Raw genomic sequence first — 18,998 nt, forward strand, 5'->3', positions numbered from 1 at the left:
GTTTGACTTCAAAGTGGATAAAAATCTTTTGTATTTATTTGACGTAATGATTGTTCCATGTCATAATACTACTTGAGATTAGAATTATTATTAATAAGGAATTATCACAAAGTAAAACTTGGTTCTAATCCAAATAATAATGATTCATATAAATAGGAGGATTTTGATTATGTCATTAATCGGTAAACAAATTGAGGAATTTTCAGCACAAGCATACAATGCAAAAACAGATGAATTTATTGAAGTTACACACGAAGATTTAAAAGGTAACTGGAATGTTGTCGTATTCTACCCTGCAGATTTCTCATTCGTATGTCCAACTGAATTAGAAGATGTACAAAATCATTACGAAAAATTACAAGAGTTAGGTACAAACGTATTCTCTGTTTCTACAGATACTCACTTTGTACATAAAGCATGGCACGATCATTCAGATGCCATCAGCAAATTACAATATACAATGATTGGTGATCCTTCTCAAGCGATTACACGTCAATTCGATGTATTAGATGAAACGTCAGGTCTTGCACAACGTGGTACTTTCATTATTGACCCAGACGGTGTTGTTCAAGCAGCAGAAATCAATGCAGACGGTATCGGTCGTGACGCAAGCACACTCGTACACAAAATTAAAGCAGCACAATATGTTCGTCAAAATCCAGGTGAAGTTTGCCCAGCGAAATGGGAAGAAGGTAGCGAAACTTTAACTCCAGGATTAGATTTAGTAGGTAAAATTTAAGGAGGCTATACTGAATGTTAAATCAAGAATTAAAGCAACAACTTTCACAACTTCTTGATTTGATGGAAGGTGACGTTGTTCTGAAAGTGAGCACTGGCGATGACGATCATTCTCAAAAAATGAACGATCTCGTTAATGAAGTTTCAGACATGTCATCTCGAATTACAGTAGAAAAAGCTGAATTAAAGCGTACGCCTAGCTTTAGTATCAACAGACCAAACGAGGACACTGGCATTACATTTGCTGGTGTCCCTCTTGGTCATGAGTTCAATTCTTTTGTCCTTGCACTCTTACAAGTGAGTGGTCGTGCACCAAAAGAAGAGCAATCTGTAATTGATCAAATCAAGTCTATTGATGAACCCCTTCACTTTGAAACATTCATTAGCTTAACATGTCAAAAATGTCCTGATGTCGTTCAAGCATTAAACTTAATGAGTGTCATCAATCCGAATATAACACATACAATGATTGATGGTGCCGTTTTCAAAAAAGAAGCAGAAGACATTATGGCGGTACCTGCAATTTTCTTAAATGGTGAACAATTCGGTAACGGCCGTATGACAGTGACAGACATTCTTAGTGAGTTAGGTCAAGGTCCTGACGCTTCTGAATTTGAAAATAAAGAAACATTTGACGTCCTCGTAGTCGGCGGCGGTCCTGCAAGTGCAAGCTCTGCCATCTATGCTGCGCGTAAAGGTTTAAAAACAGGTATCGTAGCAGACAGAATTGGTGGTCAAGTTAATGACACAGCTGATATTGAAAACTTAATTGGCGTGAAGAAAACGACAGGTCCATCACTTGCGACAAGTCTTGAAGAACACATTAAAGACTACAATGTGGATATTATGACCGGCGTACGTGCAGAAGGATTAGAAAAAACAGATGATATCGTTCATTTGACTTTAGATAATGGCGCAGTGCTTAAAACGCGCTCACTCATTATCGCAACAGGTGCACGTTGGAAGAAAATCGGTGTACCCGGTGAAGACACATTCGCAAACAAAGGTGTTGCATACTGCCCGCACTGTGACGGACCTCTATTTGAAGGTAAAGACGTCGCTGTTATCGGTGGCGGTAACTCTGGTGTTGAAGCCGCGATTGACTTAGCAGGTATTTGTAAAAGTGTGACAGTCCTTGAATATGGTGAGTCATTAAAAGCAGATTCTGTATTACAAGAGCGTTTAAATTCATTACCAAATACAACAGTCATCACACATGCAGCAACACAAGAAATCAAAGGTGACGACCGCGTGAGTGGTATTGCTTACACTTGTAACGAAACAAATCAAGAAAAACATGTTGATTTAAATGGTGTCTTCGTTCAAATCGGTCTTTCTCCTAATACTGAATGGTTAGGCGATACTGTTCAACGTAACCGCATGGGTGAAATTGAAGTCGACCGTTTAGGAAACACGAACATTCCTGGTGTCTTTGCGGCAGGCGACTGTACAGACCAACGCTATAAACAAATCATTATTTCTATGGGGTCAGGCGCAACAGCAGCATTATCTGCATTCGACTACTTGATTCGTAACTAAATAGGATTCATATCATTAATCGGACTGGTGAGAAAGGGTTATCTTTTCATCAGTCCGATTTTCTATTTTATGCACGTAAAGGCAACACAGCTTTTTCATCCATCGAAGTAAGCAAGTGAGAGCCCTTTGAGTGCAATCATAAAAGGACAAACACCTTAAAATGGTAAAGCGTGGTTCTACATTCTGAAATCAACGTTATCCTACAAAAATGAAATCAACCAGTTCCAAATTTTAGTAAAAATGCTGACAATGGCATCCCACAATTTTTGCAAGAAATTACGCGTTTCCTCATTATCTAAATCTTTCAGCTTCTTCAGTTTGTCGCCGGCTTGGCTTTGAATCATTTCTTTTAACTCAGTCGCCTGTTTTTTAAACGCATCCGGATCTTGGTTGACTACATTGGATTCCGCGACGTTCACCATGATATTTTGAATGACCGCAATTTCGTGATCACTTAAAATCTGATACAGTCCGCGCTCTGTTAACGTTTGGTTGACAATTTGATTGATTGTTGTACTGTTCAGTTGTTGATGTGACGCTTTTGCTTCAGCGATTTGAGCTTTCATTTCTGCAACTGCTTCATTCAACGCTTCATCAGAATAGCCATCTTTATTTTGATGATTTTCACTAATTCGTGCTAAATGATTCATTTCTTGGTTCGCATTTTGAATATCTTGCGCATTTAAACGATGACCTTGTGTGGCATAGGCTTTATAAATGCCTGTCAATGCACCTTCGCCAGTCACTTGATCGACAGAAGCAATTTTAATCGTCGCATCTTGAATACCTGATGTAATCGCTGCATTCATATACTGTTCTCGTGTAATACGTGTAATGTTTTCAGGGGTTTCAATTTCTACATCGACACCACTCGTAAAGCGTTTCGGTTTAATCAAAGCACTAGAATGGATAAAGTCGTATTCTGTCCCTGTATATTCAATGACATCCGTATTTGTCACTTTATACGTCGTCACATTGTTGCCGACTCCCAACTTCTCTTTCGTCTCAACAAGTTGGTTGTTATTCAAATCGGCACCTTGGATAAATATTTCTTCTTTTGGCTTAAATTCATTCGCGCCTTGAGCAACGCCTACCATTAACATCGATGTGACCACACCACTGATGAATAGCTTTTTATACATTTTCGTCACTTCCTCCTAGTGCTACGCTATTTTCTCTATTTTACCATGAATGTTCAACAATACTATCATTCCTCGGACCTAAGCGTAAAAGTACCATGCGCGCTAAGAAAGATGTGGCTAAACGAACAATTCTGATTCATGAGAAGTGCCATAATCAATGTCGTATCCCATATCTTGAATCATGTCATAGTCTAATTGATTCGGCTGTCCACCTGTAATTAAATAATCGCCTACAAAAATTGAATTCGCGACCATTAACGCTGTCGCTTGTAGTGAACGTAAATTAACTTCTCTTCCCCCTGCAATACGAATTTCTTTTGTCGGATTGATTAAGCGAAAAAGCGCCAAAATGCGTAAACAACGGGTCGGTGTCAGTTGATCCATCTCACCAAATTTCGTACCTTTAATCGGATGTAAAAAGTTCACTGGAATACTGTCCGCATCGATTTCTTTCAATGCAAAAGCCATGTCCACAATGTCTTGATTTGACTCACCCATACCACAAATGACTCCCGAGCATGGTGAAATATTGTTTCGCTTCATCATCTCAATAGTATTCACACGGTCTTCATATGTATGTGTTGAGACCACTTCATGATGATAATTTTCACTCGTATTCAAATTGTGATTATAACGATCGACCCCTGCTGCTTTTAATTTCTCTGCTTGCGTCTCATTCGTCAAACCTAGGCATGCACATACTTTCAACTGTGGATGTGCCGCTTTGATACGTTCAACAGACGACGTAATATGGTCAATTTCCTTATCACTCGGACCGCGACCGCTCATCACAATACAATACGTTCCAATTTCATTCTCAGCTGCGACGCGTGCACCTTCTGTAATTTCATCCTCTGAAATTAACGCGTAACGTTGCTTTTGCTTCATTTCACGTGATTGACCACAATAGCCACAATCTTCAGGACAAATACCACTTTTCGCATTTAAAATCATATTTAACTTCACTTTATGTCCATAATAATGTTTACGAAGTTGGTACGCTTCATGAACAAGATCCATCGTGTCATAGGACGGATTCACCAACAAATCTAATGCTTCATCTGGAGTCAATGCACGACCTTCTAATATTTGTTTCGCTATTTTCATAGTCATTCCTCCTCATATAAAAGTCAGTATATCATAATTGTAACCATTTTTATAATAAAGTTTACAATCTATGTAGCGGTTCATGTTGACTCAAAGTAGGGTATATTGAAGTTGTCACATTAAATTAAAATGTCGCTTATAATAAAGTTAGAAGCATCAGATTTAAGACAGACCGCAGTCTAAAAACAGATACGGAGGCAACAAAATGAATATATTAGATGAATTTTTGCAAACCATCGACAAACCAGAGCATCGTGAGAAACTAGCAACAGTGATACAAACCATACTCGATCGTTATCCTGAACTTACTTTGGAAATCAAATGGAATCAACCGATGTTATTGTACAAAAAAAATGGCACTTTTATTTTAGGATTCAGTAAAGCGAAACCCCACTTTGCTGTCGCACCAGAAAAACATACATTAGATACTTTTGCGAAAGAGATCGAAAAAACGGGTTATCAAATGACTAAAATGTTTATGAAGATCAAGTGGACAGATGAAGTCAATTATACGTTGCTATATGATATCATTGATTTTAATATTCATGATAAAAAAGACTCACGCTTCTTCTGGAGACAGTAGTTTCTTTGCCGCTTACCATAAAGGTGACTCGGCTTCTCAAAAATACTCAATGTTGAGGAGTCAGACAGCACCTTCGCCCTACCACCATGCCCTTTAATTTTGTTATGCGCGCCCTTGCCCCATCCTTTCCATTTCTCACTCAACCCCTTAAAAAAACATCCATTTTCCATATATACATATGCTGCAATACGCCTTTAATAACAAATGATTGCGATTTTTCTGAAAATACCCAAAATTATGTTGACTTGAATATGAAGTTCTTCTACAATACATAACATATCGCTTAGTTGTGAAGTCGGAATTCTAGGAGGTCTGTATGATTGAGTTTAAAAATGTGAATAAAATATTTAAGCAAGGGAGACATTCGGTTCACGCCCTTAAAGACATTTCTTTCTCCATTCAAGCTGGTGATGTTTTTGGTGTCATTGGTTATAGTGGTGCGGGCAAAAGTACACTCGTTCGCCTGATCAATCAATTAGAACAACAAACTTCTGGTGACGTTTATGTCGATGGCCATCATTTAAATACATATGCTCCTGCACAGTTAAGAGCTGTCAAAAAAGATATCGGGATGATTTTCCAACAATTCAATCTATTGGATTCTAAAACTGTCTTTAAAAATGTCGCCATGCCTCTCATATTACGTAAAGTACCCATGGATGAAATTAAGTCTCGCGTCGAAGAAATGCTTCATTTTGTAGGATTATCTGGTAAAGCGAACAACTTTCCTAATGAACTGTCTGGCGGTCAAAAACAACGTGTGGCAATTGCACGCGCACTCGTGACACGTCCTAAAATTTTGCTCTGTGACGAAGCAACCAGTGCACTCGATCCAGCGACGACAGATTCGATTCTTCAATTATTAAAGAAGACGAACGAAACTTTGGGTGTCACGATTATCGTCATTACACATGAAATGAGTGTGATTCAAATCATTTGTAACCGTGTCGCCATTATGGAAAATGGTGTCGTCATTGAGTTGGATACGGTGAAACAAGTGTTCAGCCATCCTAAAACTACAACTGCTCAACGTTTCGTATCCACTGTCATTAATACCTCACCTTCTCAACAAGTGATGGACAACCTTCAAATTGATGAACGACACCAAATCTATCGCCTATTTATCGAATCGACTCAAATTACACAAACACTCATTAACGACTTGATTCAAAAAACGGCAGTAAATGTGAATATCGTACATGCAACGATGGCTGACATTCAAGAGGAGACAGTCGGCTATTTATGGTTACTTATCAAGGGAGACGCGGCGCAACAACAACAGGTCACGTCTTATTTCGAACATCAACAAATCCAATATGAGAAAGGGGTGCCGACATGCTAGGTTCATCTATTGATAGTGCACAATTACTAGAAGCACTGTATCAAACATTATACATGGTGACCATTTCACTCATTTTTGGTGCTTTAATTGGCGTTCCACTTGGCATTGTATTAGTGGCGACCCGTCAAAATGGTATATGGCCAAACGCTTGGATTCATCACATTTTAAACCCAGTGATTAACATTTTGCGCTCTGTGCCATTCATTATTTTACTTATCGCAATCATTCCATTTACTAAATTGATTGTAGGGACATCTATTGGCACAACGGCAGCTATTGTACCATTGACTGTTTATGTAGCCCCTTATATTGCTAGACTTGTTGAAAACTCACTTTTAGAGGTAGACGAGGGCATTATAGAAGCCGCACATGCGATGGGTGCCACACCGATACAGATCATTCGTTACTTTCTATTACCTGAAGCACTCGGTTCACTTATTTTATCCCTCACTACGGCGATTATTGGGCTCATCGGCGCAACTGCAATGGCTGGTGCTGTCGGTGGTGGCGGCATTGGGGATATGGCACTTGTTTATGGTTACCAACGTTTCGATACACTTGTGATTATTATTACTGTTGTCGTTTTAGTGATTATCGTACAATGTATTCAATCTATTGGGAATGCACTCGCTAAAAAAGTACGACGACATTAACTGGAGGACATATTTATGAAAAAACTGATTACCTTTTTAGTATTAGCTGTATTCGTATTAAGCGCTTGCGGCAATAACAAATCAGAAAAAGTCACACTTGGCGTTGCTTCAAATGACACAAAAGCTTGGGAAAAAGTAAAAGAACTCGCTAAAAAAGAAGATATTGACTTAGAAATCAAGCAGTTTTCGGATTATAACGTTCCTAACACAGCACTCAATGATGGCGATATCGATATGAACGCTTTCCAACATTTCGCATTTTTAGAAGCGTTTAAAAAAGCAAACAAGGGCACTGAAATTACACCAATTCGTACAACTGTATTGGCACCTTTAGGCATTTACTCAGAAAAAATCAAAGACATTAAAGACGTGAAAGATGGCGCCAAAGTGGTCATTCCAAACGACGTGTCTAACCAAGCACGTGCATTAAAATTACTTGAAAAAGCAGGGCTTCTCGAATTAAACAAAGATTTCGGTTTATCAAGTTCTATTAAAGATATTAAAAACAACCCTAAAAACTTAGATATTAAAGCAGTAGATGCCCAACAAACAGCAAGAGCATTGTCTGATGTTGACATTTCAGTGATTAACAATGGTGTCGCAACAAAAGCAGGCTTAGACGCGAAAAAAGATCCGATTTATTTAGAGGCTTCTGACTCTGATGCAGTTAAACCTTATATCAACATCATCGCGGTCAACTCGAAAGATAAAGACAATAAAGTGTACAAACGTATTGCTGAACTGTACCATTCTGAAGAAGCAAAAGCAGCATTGAAAGAAGATACAAAAGATGGTGAGTTAATTATCGATTTAAAACAAGCTGAAATTAAAGCCATTGAAGATAGTTTGAAATAACTTATGTTAAACCGAGTCTGAGACAAAAGTGCTTCAGACTCGGTTGTTTAATGATTTTATATTGTGTTGTACTCATTAAAACACTCTATACAAATTTCAGCACTCAGAACAAATTGTAATTTTCTTTGCTCTATCCATAAAATTCTCCGCTAATCTACTAATGTGCTTCTACTTCAAATTGTTGCTTTAACCATTGTTTAGTTGAACTATTAGCAAAAGTGTAATCAATCGCCTTAAAATTAATGCGTACAATATCTTCCCAGTTTAACAATTTGTGCTCTAACAACAGCGCATATTCATCTAATAAATTCGTTTGTGTTACGGTACGATTATCTGTATTGATTAAAAAGGCGATGTTTTCTTTTAATAGACGTTGTAGGTCTAAGCTATCTAATGATTTAATAGCTTTCGTTTGTAAGTTACTTTTCGGGCAAAATTCGAGTAAGACGTCTTTGGCTTTCACAGTTGCCAGTACATCCTCATCTTGTAGAGCCGCTACACCATGACCAATACGTTGTGCACCAAATCGTACTGCATCATACACATTTTTAGCACAACCACATTCTCCAGCATGTAACGTAATGTTCAATCCTTGTTGTTGCGCATATTGAATCAATGCTTCATGTTCCGTGGTCGGAGATGCCGCTTCATCACCAGCTAAATCCACACCTACAATATACGCTTCTAAAGTTTCATCATCGCGGAGACTGTCGAAAATCGCTCGGTTCATTTCGTCCGAATGATGTTTCATCCCACATACTAGCATTCTTACTTTAATGCCAAAAGTTTGTTCAGCCAAAGACGCACCTTTGCACACAGCTGTTAAAATGTCGTCAATTTCCAATCCTTGTCCTTGATGAAATGCGGGTGCAAATCGAATTTCAATATATTTTACACCATCATGTACTGCTTGTTCTGCAACATCAACGACAGCGTCAATCAAACTTATACGTGTCTGCATCACTTTTAAAATTTCGTCAAATGACTGTAGATATTCCGCTAAACTTTGACAATGTTGATCCACTGTCACTTTGTCCATCTGAATAGGTATACCTTGCTGTTGGCTTTGCTTTTCAAGGTATTCCAAGCTAACCGAGCCATCCAAATGACAATGCAATTCAAGCTTGGGTATCCCTTTTAATTCCGCATTCATAATATCCTCTTTTCAATATCTTTTTAATTTCTAATTTTACTGTGATTATATTGATTGTCAATACATTTTTTAAAATGTCATGATTGTCTAATTCATCCACTATTGCTGACGTGAATTTCAATGTCTAATGTCAGTGTTTTCCAAGCATTCATCCAACATTTCCCATAAGATGGTTCATAAGCATCAATCTCTTTAATATCATCTTTATTCAACCTCGAAATCATTGTAACTACCTATAACATGTGATGGCCTTTACCGAACGTAACAACACTCTCATTCAATATATTTATTAATGAGTATATTAATAATACTTTAGTGCAAAATGTTTCTGTTTTTTTCGAAAAGGTAATAGGTATATTGTTACAGACTACATTACTAAAGGAGCGTTGGAAATGGATAATAAAAAGCTAGAACAATTGAAAAAAGACCAAAAAAACAATGATGGTAAAGCAATGACGACGAATAATGGTGTCAAAGTGAGTGAGGATGAAAATACCTTAACTGTCGGCGAACGTGGTCCAAGCTTGCTCGAAGATTTCCATTTTAGAGAAAAAATCATGCACTTTGACCATGAACGTATCCCTGAAAGAATTGTTCATGCGCGGGGATTTGGTGCTCATGGTGAATTCCAAGTTTATAAAGATTTATCAGCCTACACCTCTGCAGACTTTTTAACTCATCCAGAAAAAACAACCCCTGTATTTGTAAGATTTTCGACTGTACAAGGTTCTAAAGGGTCACCAGATACAGTGAGAGATGTACGTGGTTTTGCGACAAAATTCTATACTGATGAGGGGATTTTCGACCTCGTAGGTAATGACATTCCAGTATTCTTCATTCAAGATGCGATTAAGTTCCCTGATTTAATTCATGCGGTTAAACCTGAGCCACATAATGAAATGCCACAAGGTGGAAGTGCCCACGATACTTTTTGGGATTTCTTTGCGCAAAATCCTGAATCAACACATACAGCATTCTGGGCGATGAGTGACCGCGGTATTCCGAAAAACTTTAGACAAATGGAAGGATTCGGTGTTCATACCTTCCGCCTCGTTAACCGCGAAGGTCAGTCTTACTTTGTGAAATTTCATTGGAAGCCATTACACGGTTTAGAATCATTGGTTTGGGACGAAGCACAAATTTTATCTGGTAAAGATATCGACTTCCACCGTAAAGATTTATATGAATCTATCGAAAAAGGTGACTATCCGGAATGGGAGTTAGGACTTCAAATTATTCGTCCAGAACAAGAATTCGACTTTGATTTTGATATTTTAGACCCAACAAAAATTTGGCCAGAAGACCAAGTCCCAGTCGAAATTGTAGGTAAAATGACGCTCAATCGCAATGTGTCTAACGTGTTTGACGAAACAGAACAAGCAGCGTTCCACCCGGGTCATATCGTTCCTGGCATTGACTTCTCAAATGACCCTTTATTACAAGGTCGCTTATTTTCATATACAGACACGCAAATTTCAAGATTGGGCGGACCTAATTTTAACCAAATCCCAATCAACCGTCCTGTCAATGAAGTACACAACAACCAACGTGACGCCATGCATCAAATGAATGTGCATCAAGGGCAAACAGCTTACCATAAAAATGCATTAAACAATAACGACCCTCACACAACACCGAGAGAGGAAGGCGGTTTTGAACATTATCAAGAAAAAGTAGAAGGTCATAAAATTAGAAAACGCAGCTCAAGTTTTGAAGATTATTATAGCCAAGCGAAATTATATTTAAACAGCTTAACACCCGCTGAATATGATCATATGGTAGCAGGTTTCTCATTTGAAATTGGCATGTGCAAGTCTGTGATGGTCAAACAAAACGCCGTTAATCAATTAAATAAAGTGGATCGTCAATTAGCTGAAGCAGTTGCGGCAAATGTTGGCGTTTCTGTCCCAGAAGAGAATGAAGAAGTACAATCTACAGCGAAAGACAGTCAACTCACAATGGAAAAATTCGATATTCCATTACCAGGACATTCCGTAGCTGTATTAGTAAGTGGGGAGATTAGCGAAGAGACACTAAAATCTTATGCGAAAGTATTTGCAGAGAACAAACTGAATTATGCATTCGTTGGCAAACAACCACGTGCCATTGACGAAGATTTCGGTATTACTGAAACATACGACACCGCACACCCTACACTATTCGACAGTGCAATTGTATTATCAGACGGCTCAGACCTATTGCCAGAAGCAGAAGAATTTGCGGAAATGACGTATAAACATAAAAAGCCATTAGTGGTCAATGAAAAAGCCGCAAATCAACTCGGTCGTTCAAAAATCAAACTCAACGCGCCCGGTGTTTTCACATCAGATGAACCCGATACGATTGTAAAAGCATTTGATAGAGTGAGATATTGGGACCGTTAAAATCATACAGAAATCGACCCCGTACCCTACAAATGATAAGGGACGGGGTTTTATGATTACTTGCCTACATTTTCTGACTTTTACCAATAGTTATCTTTTATTTTTTATGTTATTTTAAACACTCATAATTTATGGATATAGAACAGATTCATTTTTTGCGTTTATTGCCAATTTTATTTCTCAGATACCTGACATTGTTGAACCAGCTTTCAAATATCTCTTTAGTTACTTTAATTGATTTTCCAATATTTTCTGAAATCAAGTTTTCAATTTATTTATCATTTGCTCTGTGGTAAAAGGTTGGGGAGGTTCTATCTTATAATCTTGATTCAAAATATCGAGCTTTATAGATAGCGTTAAGTTCGTTGAAACATCAATATGTTCTTCTTTCAACATAGCCTTTTCTAATTCACTCAAAGTTTTTTCAACCATCTTAACCCCTCCATTTTAGACAAAAAAAGGCCAACTCTGTTTCGCATTGTTAAGAGGCGTTAGTTGGCTTCTAATACTCATAAAATACCACTCTTAATTTTAAAAGTCAATGCTTTTTATTGATTCCAAATACTTTCTTACTTATTGTTTCGAAAAAAAGAGGTTGGGGCATAAGGTCTCAGTTCCGTAAGAGCAACACCAACTTTTCTAATATGTATCAATTGTTACTTTTGTTACTTTCTTTCACTTTAATTATATTAACTATGCACCAAATCAACTGAATAATAGCTGGTATCAAAAAAAATGCACCTAATACTAGAATATTCAGTAATTTTATCTCTAGCGTTTGCAATGCCCCTGCGGCATCAACATTTCTGTTCCATAGTAGAATAGATAAACTAAAAAAAATAGTACATTCCAAAACAGTTATAATCCACCAAAAAATCCATGAAGCTTTCACTCTTATCGACTCCCTTCAATTTATGGTATACTATATTAGAATTTACCATATAAAAAATAATAAAACAATATATTGTTAAAGTTTTATAAAAATATCTTATTTGTTGTATTATAGATATACATTGAAGCTTTAAATAATTAATGATATATGAGGGGCTTTTATGAACAAAGAAAATACACTTATTTTTTTACTCAAAAAAATTTCATGGCCATTTAAATTAGTTTCTATAGCTATAATTATTTCATCTTTAGGTAGTATTATCGGTCTTCTCGTACCATTGTATACATATATACAGGAAAAATAGTAGATGATTTCTCTTTAAAATCAATTAATTCATCATTTGTTTTATCTATCACCATTATATTTATATTAAATTCATTATTAAGCGGTTTGGGTTACTACTTATTAAATAAAGTAGGAAAAAATAATATATTCAATTCGTTTTGTTTTATGGAAACACATAATATATTTAAAAATCTCTTTTTTTGATGAAAACGAAAGTGGCCAACTTATAAGTCGTTTAACCGATGATACAAAAGTTACAAATGATTTTATATCTCAAAAATTACCTAATGCATTGCCATCTTTAATTACTTTTATAGGGTCATTAATCATGTTATTTATATTAGATTGGCAAATGACTCTACTATTATTTATAGTCATCCCTATTTTTACTTTAATAAAAACCCCATACACCTCAATAGATGTACGGGGTTTTTATATATTGGCTTACGCTTCGTCTTTAACGAATGGTAATAATGCCATATGACGTGCACGTTTGATCGCTGTAGTCAACATACGTTGATATTTAGCTGAAGTCCCTGTGACACGACGTGGTAAAATTTTACCGCGTTCTGAGATAAAACGTTTTAATAATTCAGTGTCTTTGTAGTCGATATGTGTAATACCGTTTGCTGTGAAATAACAAACTTTTTTACGACGACGACCGCCTCTTCTTGGTCCACCTGCCATGTTTTGTGCCTCCCTTACTTTAAAAATGGTTTTCTATACGTTTCAGATTGTCATTAGAATGGTAAATCATCATCGCTAATATCGATAGGACCGTTCGCATTCGCAAATGGATTATCGTTAGCTGGTTGCTGATGATTGTTTTGATAAGACGAATTTTGGCCTTGTTGTTGTCCACCGAATCCTTGACCGTAGCTATCGAATTGATTGCCTTGGTTTTGATTCGCGTGACGTTGGTTTTGTGATTTTGGCTCAAGGAATTGAACACTATCACATACCACTTCAGTGACGAATACACGTCGGCCTTCTTGGTTTTCGTAACTGCGTGATTGTAAGCGACCGTCAACGCCAGCGAGACTTCCTTTAAACAAAAAGTTGTTTACATTTTCTGCTTGTTTACGGAAAACAACGCAGTTAATGAAGTCTGCTTCACGTTCCCCTTGCGCATTCGTAAATGTACGATTAACCGCTAAGGTAAATGTCGCTACACTTACGCCTGAGGGTGTCGTTCTGTATTCTGGATCTTTAGTTAAGCGACCTACTAATACGACTCTATTAAGCATTTACACGCCCCCAATTATTCTATTACTTGTTTTCGTCTTCACGGACAACGATGTAACGAATGATATCGTCATTGATTTTAGCTAAACGTTGGAATTCGTCAGTAGCTTTGTTGTTTTCAGACTGGATACGTACGATGTTGTAGTAACCATCTTTGAAGTCTTCAATTTCATAAGCTAAGCGACGTTTACCCCAGTCCTTCGTTTCTAATACCTCAGAACCTTCAGAAGCTAAAATTCCGTTAAAACGTTCAACTACTGCTTTGCGTGCATCTTCTTCAATATTTGGACGCACGATGTACATTACTTCATATGTTCTCATTGTATATTGGCACCTCCTTGTGGTCTATGCGGCTTATCAAAATTCAAATGATAAGCAAGGAATAATTTTCATTACTCACATTCAAAGATTGTATCATAGCCCTTTACAAATTACAACATGTTTCACAGATTGATCAATACAATTTAATTTATTGTCATCTGTACTATGTCATCTGTACTATGTCATCTGTACATACGAAAACCTAGCATATTCTCAGTCCTTCACTAACTGTTCAATATTAATGGCTTTTTATCTTTAATTAAGAAATAGTTAATTTTTATTGAGATTAAAAAGTGTTATATTCTTTTGTGTTAACAAAAAATCAACGAAGAAACAGAAGGGAATAAACAATGAAAACTAAATACACAGCAAAATTATTAATTGGGGCAGCAACAATATCTTTAGCAACATTTATTTCACAAGGGAACGCACATGCGAGCGAACATACTACAGGACTCGCACCGGCACAACCTGTCAACTTTGATTCAATCAATGTAACGCCAGACCAAAAAACATTCTATCAAGTCTTACATATGGAAGGCATTTCAGAAGACCAACGTGAACAATATTTGAAACAATTGCACGAAGACCCAAGTAGCGCACAAAATGTTTTTTCAGAATCAATTAAAGATGCCATCCACCCGGAACGTCGTGTTGCGCAACAAAATGCGTTTTACAGCGTATTACACAACGATGACTTATCCGAAGAGCAACGTGATGCCTACATTGGTAGAATTAAAGAAGATCCAGATCAAAGCCAAGAAGTATTTGTTGAGTCTTTAAATGTGGCACCAAAAGCAGAATCACATGAAGATCGCCTCATTGAATTACAAAACAAAAATTTAATGGAAGCGAATGAAGCACTTAAAGCGTTACAACAAGAAGACAGCATTCAGAATAGACGTGCGGCTCAACGTGCTGTCAACAAATTGACGCCAGATAGCGCGAACGCATTCCAAAAAGAATTAGATCAAATCAATGCCCCACGCGACGCTAAAATTAAAGCTGACGCTGAAGCAAAAAAACAAGCACCTGAAGTAAGCGCACCACAAATTGAAGATGCACCTACTACTGAAGTTGCACCATCTCCAAAACCAAACGAAACACAAGAAGAACAGAAGCCAAATGTATCAACTCCTGAAAAAGATACAAAAACAGAAAAAACTGAAGAAGCAAAAGAAAAAGATACAAATAAAGCTGGTACTGAAAAGAAACCTGAAGTAGATAAAAGTTCTGAAGCAGAAAAAAATACACAAAGTGAGAAAGCACCTAAAGTAGAAGGTAAAGAACAAGCTGAGAAAGCGACTGAAAACAACAAAGGTACTGACACTAAAAAAGAAATGCAACCTGCACCAAGTACAGAAAACAATGGAAACAATAACGCTGTAGCTCCATCTGCACCTGTATTACCTGAAACAGGAGAAGTAACAACTTCAACACTTGAAAGCTACTGGAATGCTTTCAAAGACAGTGTGAACAAAGGTTATGCTTATGTAAAAGATAGTGTGACAAAAGGTTTAGACTATTTAAAAGAACAGTATAATTATGTTTCTAAAAAATATAACGATGCCAAATACTATGCAGAATTATATAAAAACCATAAAAGTTTAATTGATACAACTGTTCTTGGTATTTTAAATGAAAAAGGTACAGGTGCCTATATTTCTCCAATAAAAATTGAAAACTCTTTCAATCCATTCTATAAATCATATGCACAAACAAGAAACTTTGTAACAGAAGGTATTAACACAGGTAAAGTTTTATACACGTTATACCAAAATCCAACGGTAGTTAAAAGTGCTCTTGCGGCAGCACAAGCTATCGATACAGCGAAAAACGCATTCAACAGTATCTTCTCTTTCTTCAAATAAATTACAAATAGACATCGGACAATTCTCATGTTCGATGTCTATTTTAATTCATGCTATTTTGTTAACAATTTATCCGAGTCAAACCTTTTCGAAACGGCTAAATAAACGATGATATCGACTACAATTAACACGACAACGAGTATTATTGAAATCATCGGTCCAAACAAAAATACTCCGTTCGCTTGTGAAATGATAAAACCAATAATAGGCAATACCAATATCATTGACACAGACTGGGCGGATTTGCTTGTGTTCACTCTTTGCGACACAGCCACAACGAGTGAAATAGACAAAAACGTAATTAACGGCGCAATAAAGAAAGTAACCATTATCCAACTAAAGTTCGGAAAAATCATCTCACCTAACACATTGACGCCATAAACATTAGCGATAATACCATAAATGAATACTGCAATCCAAGTGAGCAAAATCGATGGGATTCCTGAAACTAAAATCTTTCCGAGCATCAATTCTTTATTTGTAATAGGCGTATAGAGTAGCCCTTCAATCGTTTTATGTTCCTTTTCACCCGTAAAGCTTGTTGTAGCTAACATACTAGAAACAAATACCGGTATAAGGATAAAAAACGGAATAAAGAAATACATCAAAATTGCATAAACCATGCCGTGATGAGGATCGATAGATTTCGGTATGACTTGTTCGGGCAACTGGTCAATGAACATTCTTGCACCGCCAATATAATCAACGACACTAAAATGAATATCACCAATCACTAACGCTAACGGTAACACTAAACTAAAAATAAATGGGATAATAAATACTGATACTAAAACCCCACGATCACTTTTAATATCCAATGCGTCCTTATAAACAATTGTGAAGACGTGTTTCATATTAATCATGCGGCATCACATCCATCTTCTTGAAATATAATTCTTTAATCGTATGTTGCACTTCAGTGACCGTATAGACATCTAGTTGGTGTTCAGTAAGCAGTTTAATGACCTGGGAAATATCCTCATAAGCCTCCATTTTCACACGGAGATACCCTTCTTTGTCACTAAGTTCTTTGGCGACCACTGCATGTTCATTTTCCAATAAAGCCCATGCACGTGTCACATCACGCACATGAATATCGAATTCCACTTGTGGCCAAGTTTCACGCAACAAATCTTCCGCTCTGCCTGAAGCAATAAAACGACCTTGATCCATCATAAAAATATAATCTGCAATTTGTTCTAACCCTTGTAAATGGTGTGTACACATAAATACTGTCATTTCCCTCTCACGCACTTGCTTTTGTAAATAAGTGTTGAGTGATTCAGCTGCTGATGGATCCAAGCCAGATGTTGGTTCGTCTAAAATCAATAGTTTCGGTTGGTGAATAAGCGCACGCATAATCGCCACTTTTTGCTTCAACCCTTTACTCAACGTCGCTACTTTGCTATTTTTGCGTTCCGTTAACTCAAAATAAGTTAACAGCGCTTCAATCCTGTCTTCAATTGCTGCTTTTGGCATATCGTAAAAACGCGCCCATATTTTTAAGTTTTCATACACTGTTAGGTTTTCATACAGATTCCCATCATTTTGCACACCCATTTGTTGACGTACACGCTCAAAATGGGGATCTGTCGTCTTTACACCAAATACTTCAATTTCACCATGCGTCGGTTGCAATAAACCTGTCAGTAACCGAACTGTCGTTGTTTTCCCTACACCGTTCGGCCCTAAAATCGCATTAATCGTTCCCGGTTTCAAAGTAAAAGAGATATCATTAATCACATCTTTACCATTTAACGTCTTATGTAGTTGGTTCACACGGACTAACATTATCCTCACCTCTCTCATCGTTGTTTACTTTTCACAGCACTAATCACATAAATTTTATCACTTTTTTTCACAAAATACATTAAAATTCATCATTTTTATATAAAATCATTCTAACCACTTGATATTTTTTAAAAATAACTTGCTTGTCATATAAATCACACTTTCCTATCTGACTTGTAGTCGGCATAAAAACTGTCATTTATAATATAAAATTTTCTAAGCCAATCGAATAATGTCATATTATGTGTTGATATCTTCTTATTCTTAAGTACCGATAATACAATCATTCTGATAATAATTGTCAGTTCGTCTGGTTTTTTGCCTCGTTTATCTTCCCCTTTAATTAGGCTTGCGTCAGAATTATATAAAACACCAAACATTATATCCTTTTTGCGTTTGTTTTGTTGATTCTGAACCTTATAATATTCTGTAAAAAATTGACTTATTGTCTTGTCACAAGTAATATAATCCTTTTGGCTTAGCTTACCATTTCGACGTCTCCACAGCTCCTCATCAATTGTTGAGTATACTATCTTTGATTCAACCTGATTATTTTCAAATGACTTGAGCTTGTCAATTGAAATGTCAATCTCTCTTTTGTTTCCTAAAACAACTCTGTGTGTATTGGTCAGTACGCAACACTTCCTTTTTAATACAATTTGAAAGTTAACGTACCATTCACCCTCTAATATATAATATTACCTTTAGTCGATGAATGGTACGTTAACTTTTTATAATACAAAACTTGTAACATAACACTGTCAGACAGTAACAAACAATCATATACCTTATGTAACTTGTCTCTAAGCCCTTTACTGTTTAGCCCTTGTCCTTTGCGTCACTGGTGAGCTTTAGCTCACCAGGTGACAAACTGCTTGGCTATAAGGCTTACCTGCAAATATTAATCTGCTATCATTAACATTTACCCTTAAGATATGAATACAAAAAAGTCCCCCTCAATATAAACCTTTCATTACGAGTGCGCTATTCGTAATGGATTGGCAAAAAGGGAAATTATCAAGAGGGAAATATGTAAAAGACTTATAAATCTTTAGGAGAGAGTAGGTGTGGGAATATGTGTGTGTAATCAATTAAAA

Annotated in this window: 19 protein-coding genes and 1 pseudogene; 9 read left to right on the forward strand and 11 right to left on the reverse strand. The window is 36.7% G+C overall.

Translation table 11 applies throughout. From position 1 onward, the window contains the following. Positions 1 to 169: 169 nt before the first annotated feature. Positions 170 to 739, forward strand: a complete 570-nt coding sequence (ahpC, locus tag BJK46_RS00750; protein ID WP_014614909.1) for an alkyl hydroperoxide reductase subunit C — start codon at positions 170 to 172, stop codon at positions 737 to 739. Between the two features lie 14 nt (positions 740 to 753). Then, positions 754 to 2,277 carry an alkyl hydroperoxide reductase subunit F gene (gene ahpF / locus BJK46_RS00755; RefSeq protein WP_015728526.1) on the forward strand — a complete coding sequence of 508 codons (1,524 nt, stop codon included), beginning with the start codon at positions 754 to 756 and terminating at the stop codon, positions 2,275 to 2,277. A gap of 200 nt (positions 2,278 to 2,477) precedes the next feature. Here the strand turns inward: ahpF and BJK46_RS00760 are convergent, their stop codons facing one another. Beyond that, the gene (locus BJK46_RS00760) at positions 2,478 to 3,419 is read right to left on the reverse strand and encodes a DUF1002 domain-containing protein (protein ID WP_015728525.1); all 942 of its coding nucleotides are present in this window, start codon (positions 3,417 to 3,419) and stop codon (positions 2,478 to 2,480) included. A gap of 117 nt (positions 3,420 to 3,536) precedes the next feature. Further along, on the reverse strand, positions 3,537 to 4,526 hold the full coding sequence (gene bioB / locus BJK46_RS00765) for a biotin synthase BioB (protein ID WP_014614912.1): 990 nt from the start codon (positions 4,524 to 4,526) through the stop codon (positions 3,537 to 3,539). Between the two features lie 205 nt (positions 4,527 to 4,731). Between bioB and BJK46_RS00770 the strand changes: the two genes are divergently transcribed. From BJK46_RS00770 to gmpC, 4 genes are all read left to right on the forward strand, one after another. Further along, positions 4,732 to 5,109 (forward strand): iron chaperone, encoded by a 378-nt coding sequence (locus tag BJK46_RS00770; RefSeq protein ID WP_015728524.1) that lies wholly within the window; start codon positions 4,732 to 4,734, stop codon positions 5,107 to 5,109. Positions 5,110 to 5,425: 316 nt separating this feature from the next. Next, the gene (locus BJK46_RS00775; RefSeq protein ID WP_065354651.1) at positions 5,426 to 6,451 is read left to right on the forward strand and encodes a methionine ABC transporter ATP-binding protein; all 1,026 of its coding nucleotides are present in this window, start codon (positions 5,426 to 5,428) and stop codon (positions 6,449 to 6,451) included. Beyond that, complete coding sequence (locus BJK46_RS00780; RefSeq protein ID WP_014614915.1) at positions 6,445 to 7,104, forward strand: methionine ABC transporter permease; 660 nt, start codon at positions 6,445 to 6,447, stop codon at positions 7,102 to 7,104. Before BJK46_RS00775 ends, BJK46_RS00780 begins: the two co-directional genes overlap by 7 nt. 15 nt (positions 7,105 to 7,119) lie before the next feature. Beyond that, positions 7,120 to 7,959 (forward strand): dipeptide ABC transporter glycylmethionine-binding lipoprotein, encoded by an 840-nt coding sequence (gene gmpC, locus BJK46_RS00785; RefSeq protein WP_014614916.1) that lies wholly within the window; start codon positions 7,120 to 7,122, stop codon positions 7,957 to 7,959. 157 nt (positions 7,960 to 8,116) lie between these two features. Here gmpC and add read toward each other — a convergent pair whose 3' ends face one another. Both add and BJK46_RS12545 read right to left on the reverse strand, forming a co-directional pair. Continuing rightward, on the reverse strand, positions 8,117 to 9,112 hold the full coding sequence (add, locus tag BJK46_RS00790) for an adenosine deaminase (RefSeq protein WP_065354652.1): 996 nt from the start codon (positions 9,110 to 9,112) through the stop codon (positions 8,117 to 8,119). A 92-nt stretch (positions 9,113 to 9,204) separates the two neighbouring features. Continuing rightward, positions 9,205 to 9,336, reverse strand: coding sequence for a hypothetical protein (locus BJK46_RS12545; RefSeq protein ID WP_015728521.1), 132 nt, complete (start codon positions 9,334 to 9,336; stop codon positions 9,205 to 9,207). Positions 9,337 to 9,504: 168 nt separating this feature from the next. Here BJK46_RS12545 and BJK46_RS00795 point away from each other — a divergent pair, with 168 nt between their 5' ends. Further along, complete coding sequence (locus BJK46_RS00795; RefSeq protein WP_014614918.1) at positions 9,505 to 11,496, forward strand: catalase; 1,992 nt, start codon at positions 9,505 to 9,507, stop codon at positions 11,494 to 11,496. Positions 11,497 to 11,754: 258 nt separating this feature from the next. Here the strand turns inward: BJK46_RS00795 and BJK46_RS12140 are convergent, their stop codons facing one another. Both BJK46_RS12140 and BJK46_RS00800 read right to left on the reverse strand, forming a co-directional pair. Further along, complete coding sequence (locus BJK46_RS12140) at positions 11,755 to 11,928, reverse strand: hypothetical protein (protein ID WP_165487152.1); 174 nt, start codon at positions 11,926 to 11,928, stop codon at positions 11,755 to 11,757. A gap of 217 nt (positions 11,929 to 12,145) precedes the next feature. Next, the gene (locus BJK46_RS00800) at positions 12,146 to 12,388 is read right to left on the reverse strand and encodes a DUF3923 family protein (protein ID WP_096548400.1); all 243 of its coding nucleotides are present in this window, start codon (positions 12,386 to 12,388) and stop codon (positions 12,146 to 12,148) included. A gap of 160 nt (positions 12,389 to 12,548) precedes the next feature. Between BJK46_RS00800 and BJK46_RS00805 the strand changes: the two are divergent. After that, positions 12,549 to 13,079 (forward strand): annotated as a pseudogene (locus tag BJK46_RS00805) (ABC transporter transmembrane domain-containing protein); the annotation flags it as partial. A gap of 38 nt (positions 13,080 to 13,117) precedes the next feature. On the opposite strand, the gene rpsR reads toward BJK46_RS00805, so the two are convergent. Genes rpsR through rpsF form a run of 3 tightly spaced genes read right to left on the reverse strand, consistent with a single transcriptional unit; the run spans position 13,118 to position 14,239 of the window. After that, positions 13,118 to 13,360 (reverse strand): 30S ribosomal protein S18, encoded by a 243-nt coding sequence (gene rpsR, locus BJK46_RS00810; RefSeq protein ID WP_014614919.1) that lies wholly within the window; start codon positions 13,358 to 13,360, stop codon positions 13,118 to 13,120. 53 nt (positions 13,361 to 13,413) lie between these two features. Continuing rightward, on the reverse strand, positions 13,414 to 13,920 hold the full coding sequence (gene ssb / locus BJK46_RS00815; RefSeq protein WP_014614920.1) for a single-stranded DNA-binding protein: 507 nt from the start codon (positions 13,918 to 13,920) through the stop codon (positions 13,414 to 13,416). 22 nt (positions 13,921 to 13,942) lie between these two features. Continuing rightward, on the reverse strand, positions 13,943 to 14,239 hold the full coding sequence (gene rpsF / locus BJK46_RS00820; protein ID WP_014614921.1) for a 30S ribosomal protein S6: 297 nt from the start codon (positions 14,237 to 14,239) through the stop codon (positions 13,943 to 13,945). A 350-nt stretch (positions 14,240 to 14,589) separates the two neighbouring features. On the opposite strand from rpsF, the gene sbi reads away from it, so the two are divergent. Then, positions 14,590 to 16,110 carry an Ig-binding surface protein Sbi/SpsK gene (gene sbi / locus BJK46_RS00825; protein ID WP_103263524.1) on the forward strand — a complete coding sequence of 507 codons (1,521 nt, stop codon included), beginning with the start codon at positions 14,590 to 14,592 and terminating at the stop codon, positions 16,108 to 16,110. Between the two features lie 53 nt (positions 16,111 to 16,163). Here sbi and BJK46_RS00830 read toward each other — a convergent pair whose 3' ends face one another. Together BJK46_RS00830 and BJK46_RS00835 are read right to left on the reverse strand one after the other, a co-directional pair. Beyond that, entirely contained in the window at positions 16,164 to 16,973 is an 810-nt protein-coding gene (locus BJK46_RS00830; RefSeq protein ID WP_037541946.1) for an ABC transporter permease subunit, read from the reverse strand. Further along, on the reverse strand, positions 16,966 to 17,901 hold the full coding sequence (locus BJK46_RS00835) for an ABC transporter ATP-binding protein (protein ID WP_096548398.1): 936 nt from the start codon (positions 17,899 to 17,901) through the stop codon (positions 16,966 to 16,968). Before BJK46_RS00835 ends, BJK46_RS00830 begins: the two co-directional genes overlap by 8 nt. Between the last annotated feature and the right edge of the window lie 1,097 nt (positions 17,902 to 18,998).

Origin of the sequence: Staphylococcus pseudintermedius (assembly GCF_001792775.2) — a bacterium.
Taxonomy (GTDB): Bacteria; Bacillota; Bacilli; order Staphylococcales; family Staphylococcaceae; genus Staphylococcus; species Staphylococcus pseudintermedius.

Bases quoted from the DNA above. Each gene is read 5' to 3' on its own strand.
- ssb (WP_014614920.1), bottom strand. From the start codon at position 13,920: ATGCTTAATAGAGTCGTATTAGTAGGTCGCTTAACTAAAGATCCAGAA.
- gmpC (WP_014614916.1), top strand. From the start codon at position 7,120: ATGAAAAAACTGATTACCTTTTTAGTATTAGCTGTATTCGTATTAAGC.
- BJK46_RS12545 (WP_015728521.1), bottom strand. From the start codon at position 9,336: ATGATTTCGAGGTTGAATAAAGATGATATTAAAGAGATTGATGCTTAT.
- add (WP_065354652.1), bottom strand. From the start codon at position 9,112: ATGAATGCGGAATTAAAAGGGATACCCAAGCTTGAATTGCATTGTCAT.
- bioB (WP_014614912.1), bottom strand. From the start codon at position 4,526: ATGAAAATAGCGAAACAAATATTAGAAGGTCGTGCATTGACTCCAGAT.
- rpsR (WP_014614919.1), bottom strand. From the start codon at position 13,360: ATGGCAGGTGGACCAAGAAGAGGCGGTCGTCGTCGTAAAAAAGTTTGT.
- BJK46_RS00760 (WP_015728525.1), bottom strand. From the start codon at position 3,419: ATGTATAAAAAGCTATTCATCAGTGGTGTGGTCACATCGATGTTAATG.
- BJK46_RS00775 (WP_065354651.1), top strand. From the start codon at position 5,426: ATGATTGAGTTTAAAAATGTGAATAAAATATTTAAGCAAGGGAGACAT.
- BJK46_RS00830 (WP_037541946.1), bottom strand. From the start codon at position 16,973: ATGATTAATATGAAACACGTCTTCACAATTGTTTATAAGGACGCATTG.
- ahpC (WP_014614909.1), top strand. From the start codon at position 170: ATGTCATTAATCGGTAAACAAATTGAGGAATTTTCAGCACAAGCATAC.
- BJK46_RS00835 (WP_096548398.1), bottom strand. From the start codon at position 17,901: ATGTTAGTCCGTGTGAACCAACTACATAAGACGTTAAATGGTAAAGAT.
- rpsF (WP_014614921.1), bottom strand. From the start codon at position 14,239: ATGAGAACATATGAAGTAATGTACATCGTGCGTCCAAATATTGAAGAA.
- BJK46_RS12140 (WP_165487152.1), bottom strand. From the start codon at position 11,928: ATGGTTGAAAAAACTTTGAGTGAATTAGAAAAGGCTATGTTGAAAGAA.
- sbi (WP_103263524.1), top strand. From the start codon at position 14,590: ATGAAAACTAAATACACAGCAAAATTATTAATTGGGGCAGCAACAATA.
- BJK46_RS00770 (WP_015728524.1), top strand. From the start codon at position 4,732: ATGAATATATTAGATGAATTTTTGCAAACCATCGACAAACCAGAGCAT.
- ahpF (WP_015728526.1), top strand. From the start codon at position 754: ATGTTAAATCAAGAATTAAAGCAACAACTTTCACAACTTCTTGATTTG.
- BJK46_RS00795 (WP_014614918.1), top strand. From the start codon at position 9,505: ATGGATAATAAAAAGCTAGAACAATTGAAAAAAGACCAAAAAAACAAT.
- BJK46_RS00780 (WP_014614915.1), top strand. From the start codon at position 6,445: ATGCTAGGTTCATCTATTGATAGTGCACAATTACTAGAAGCACTGTAT.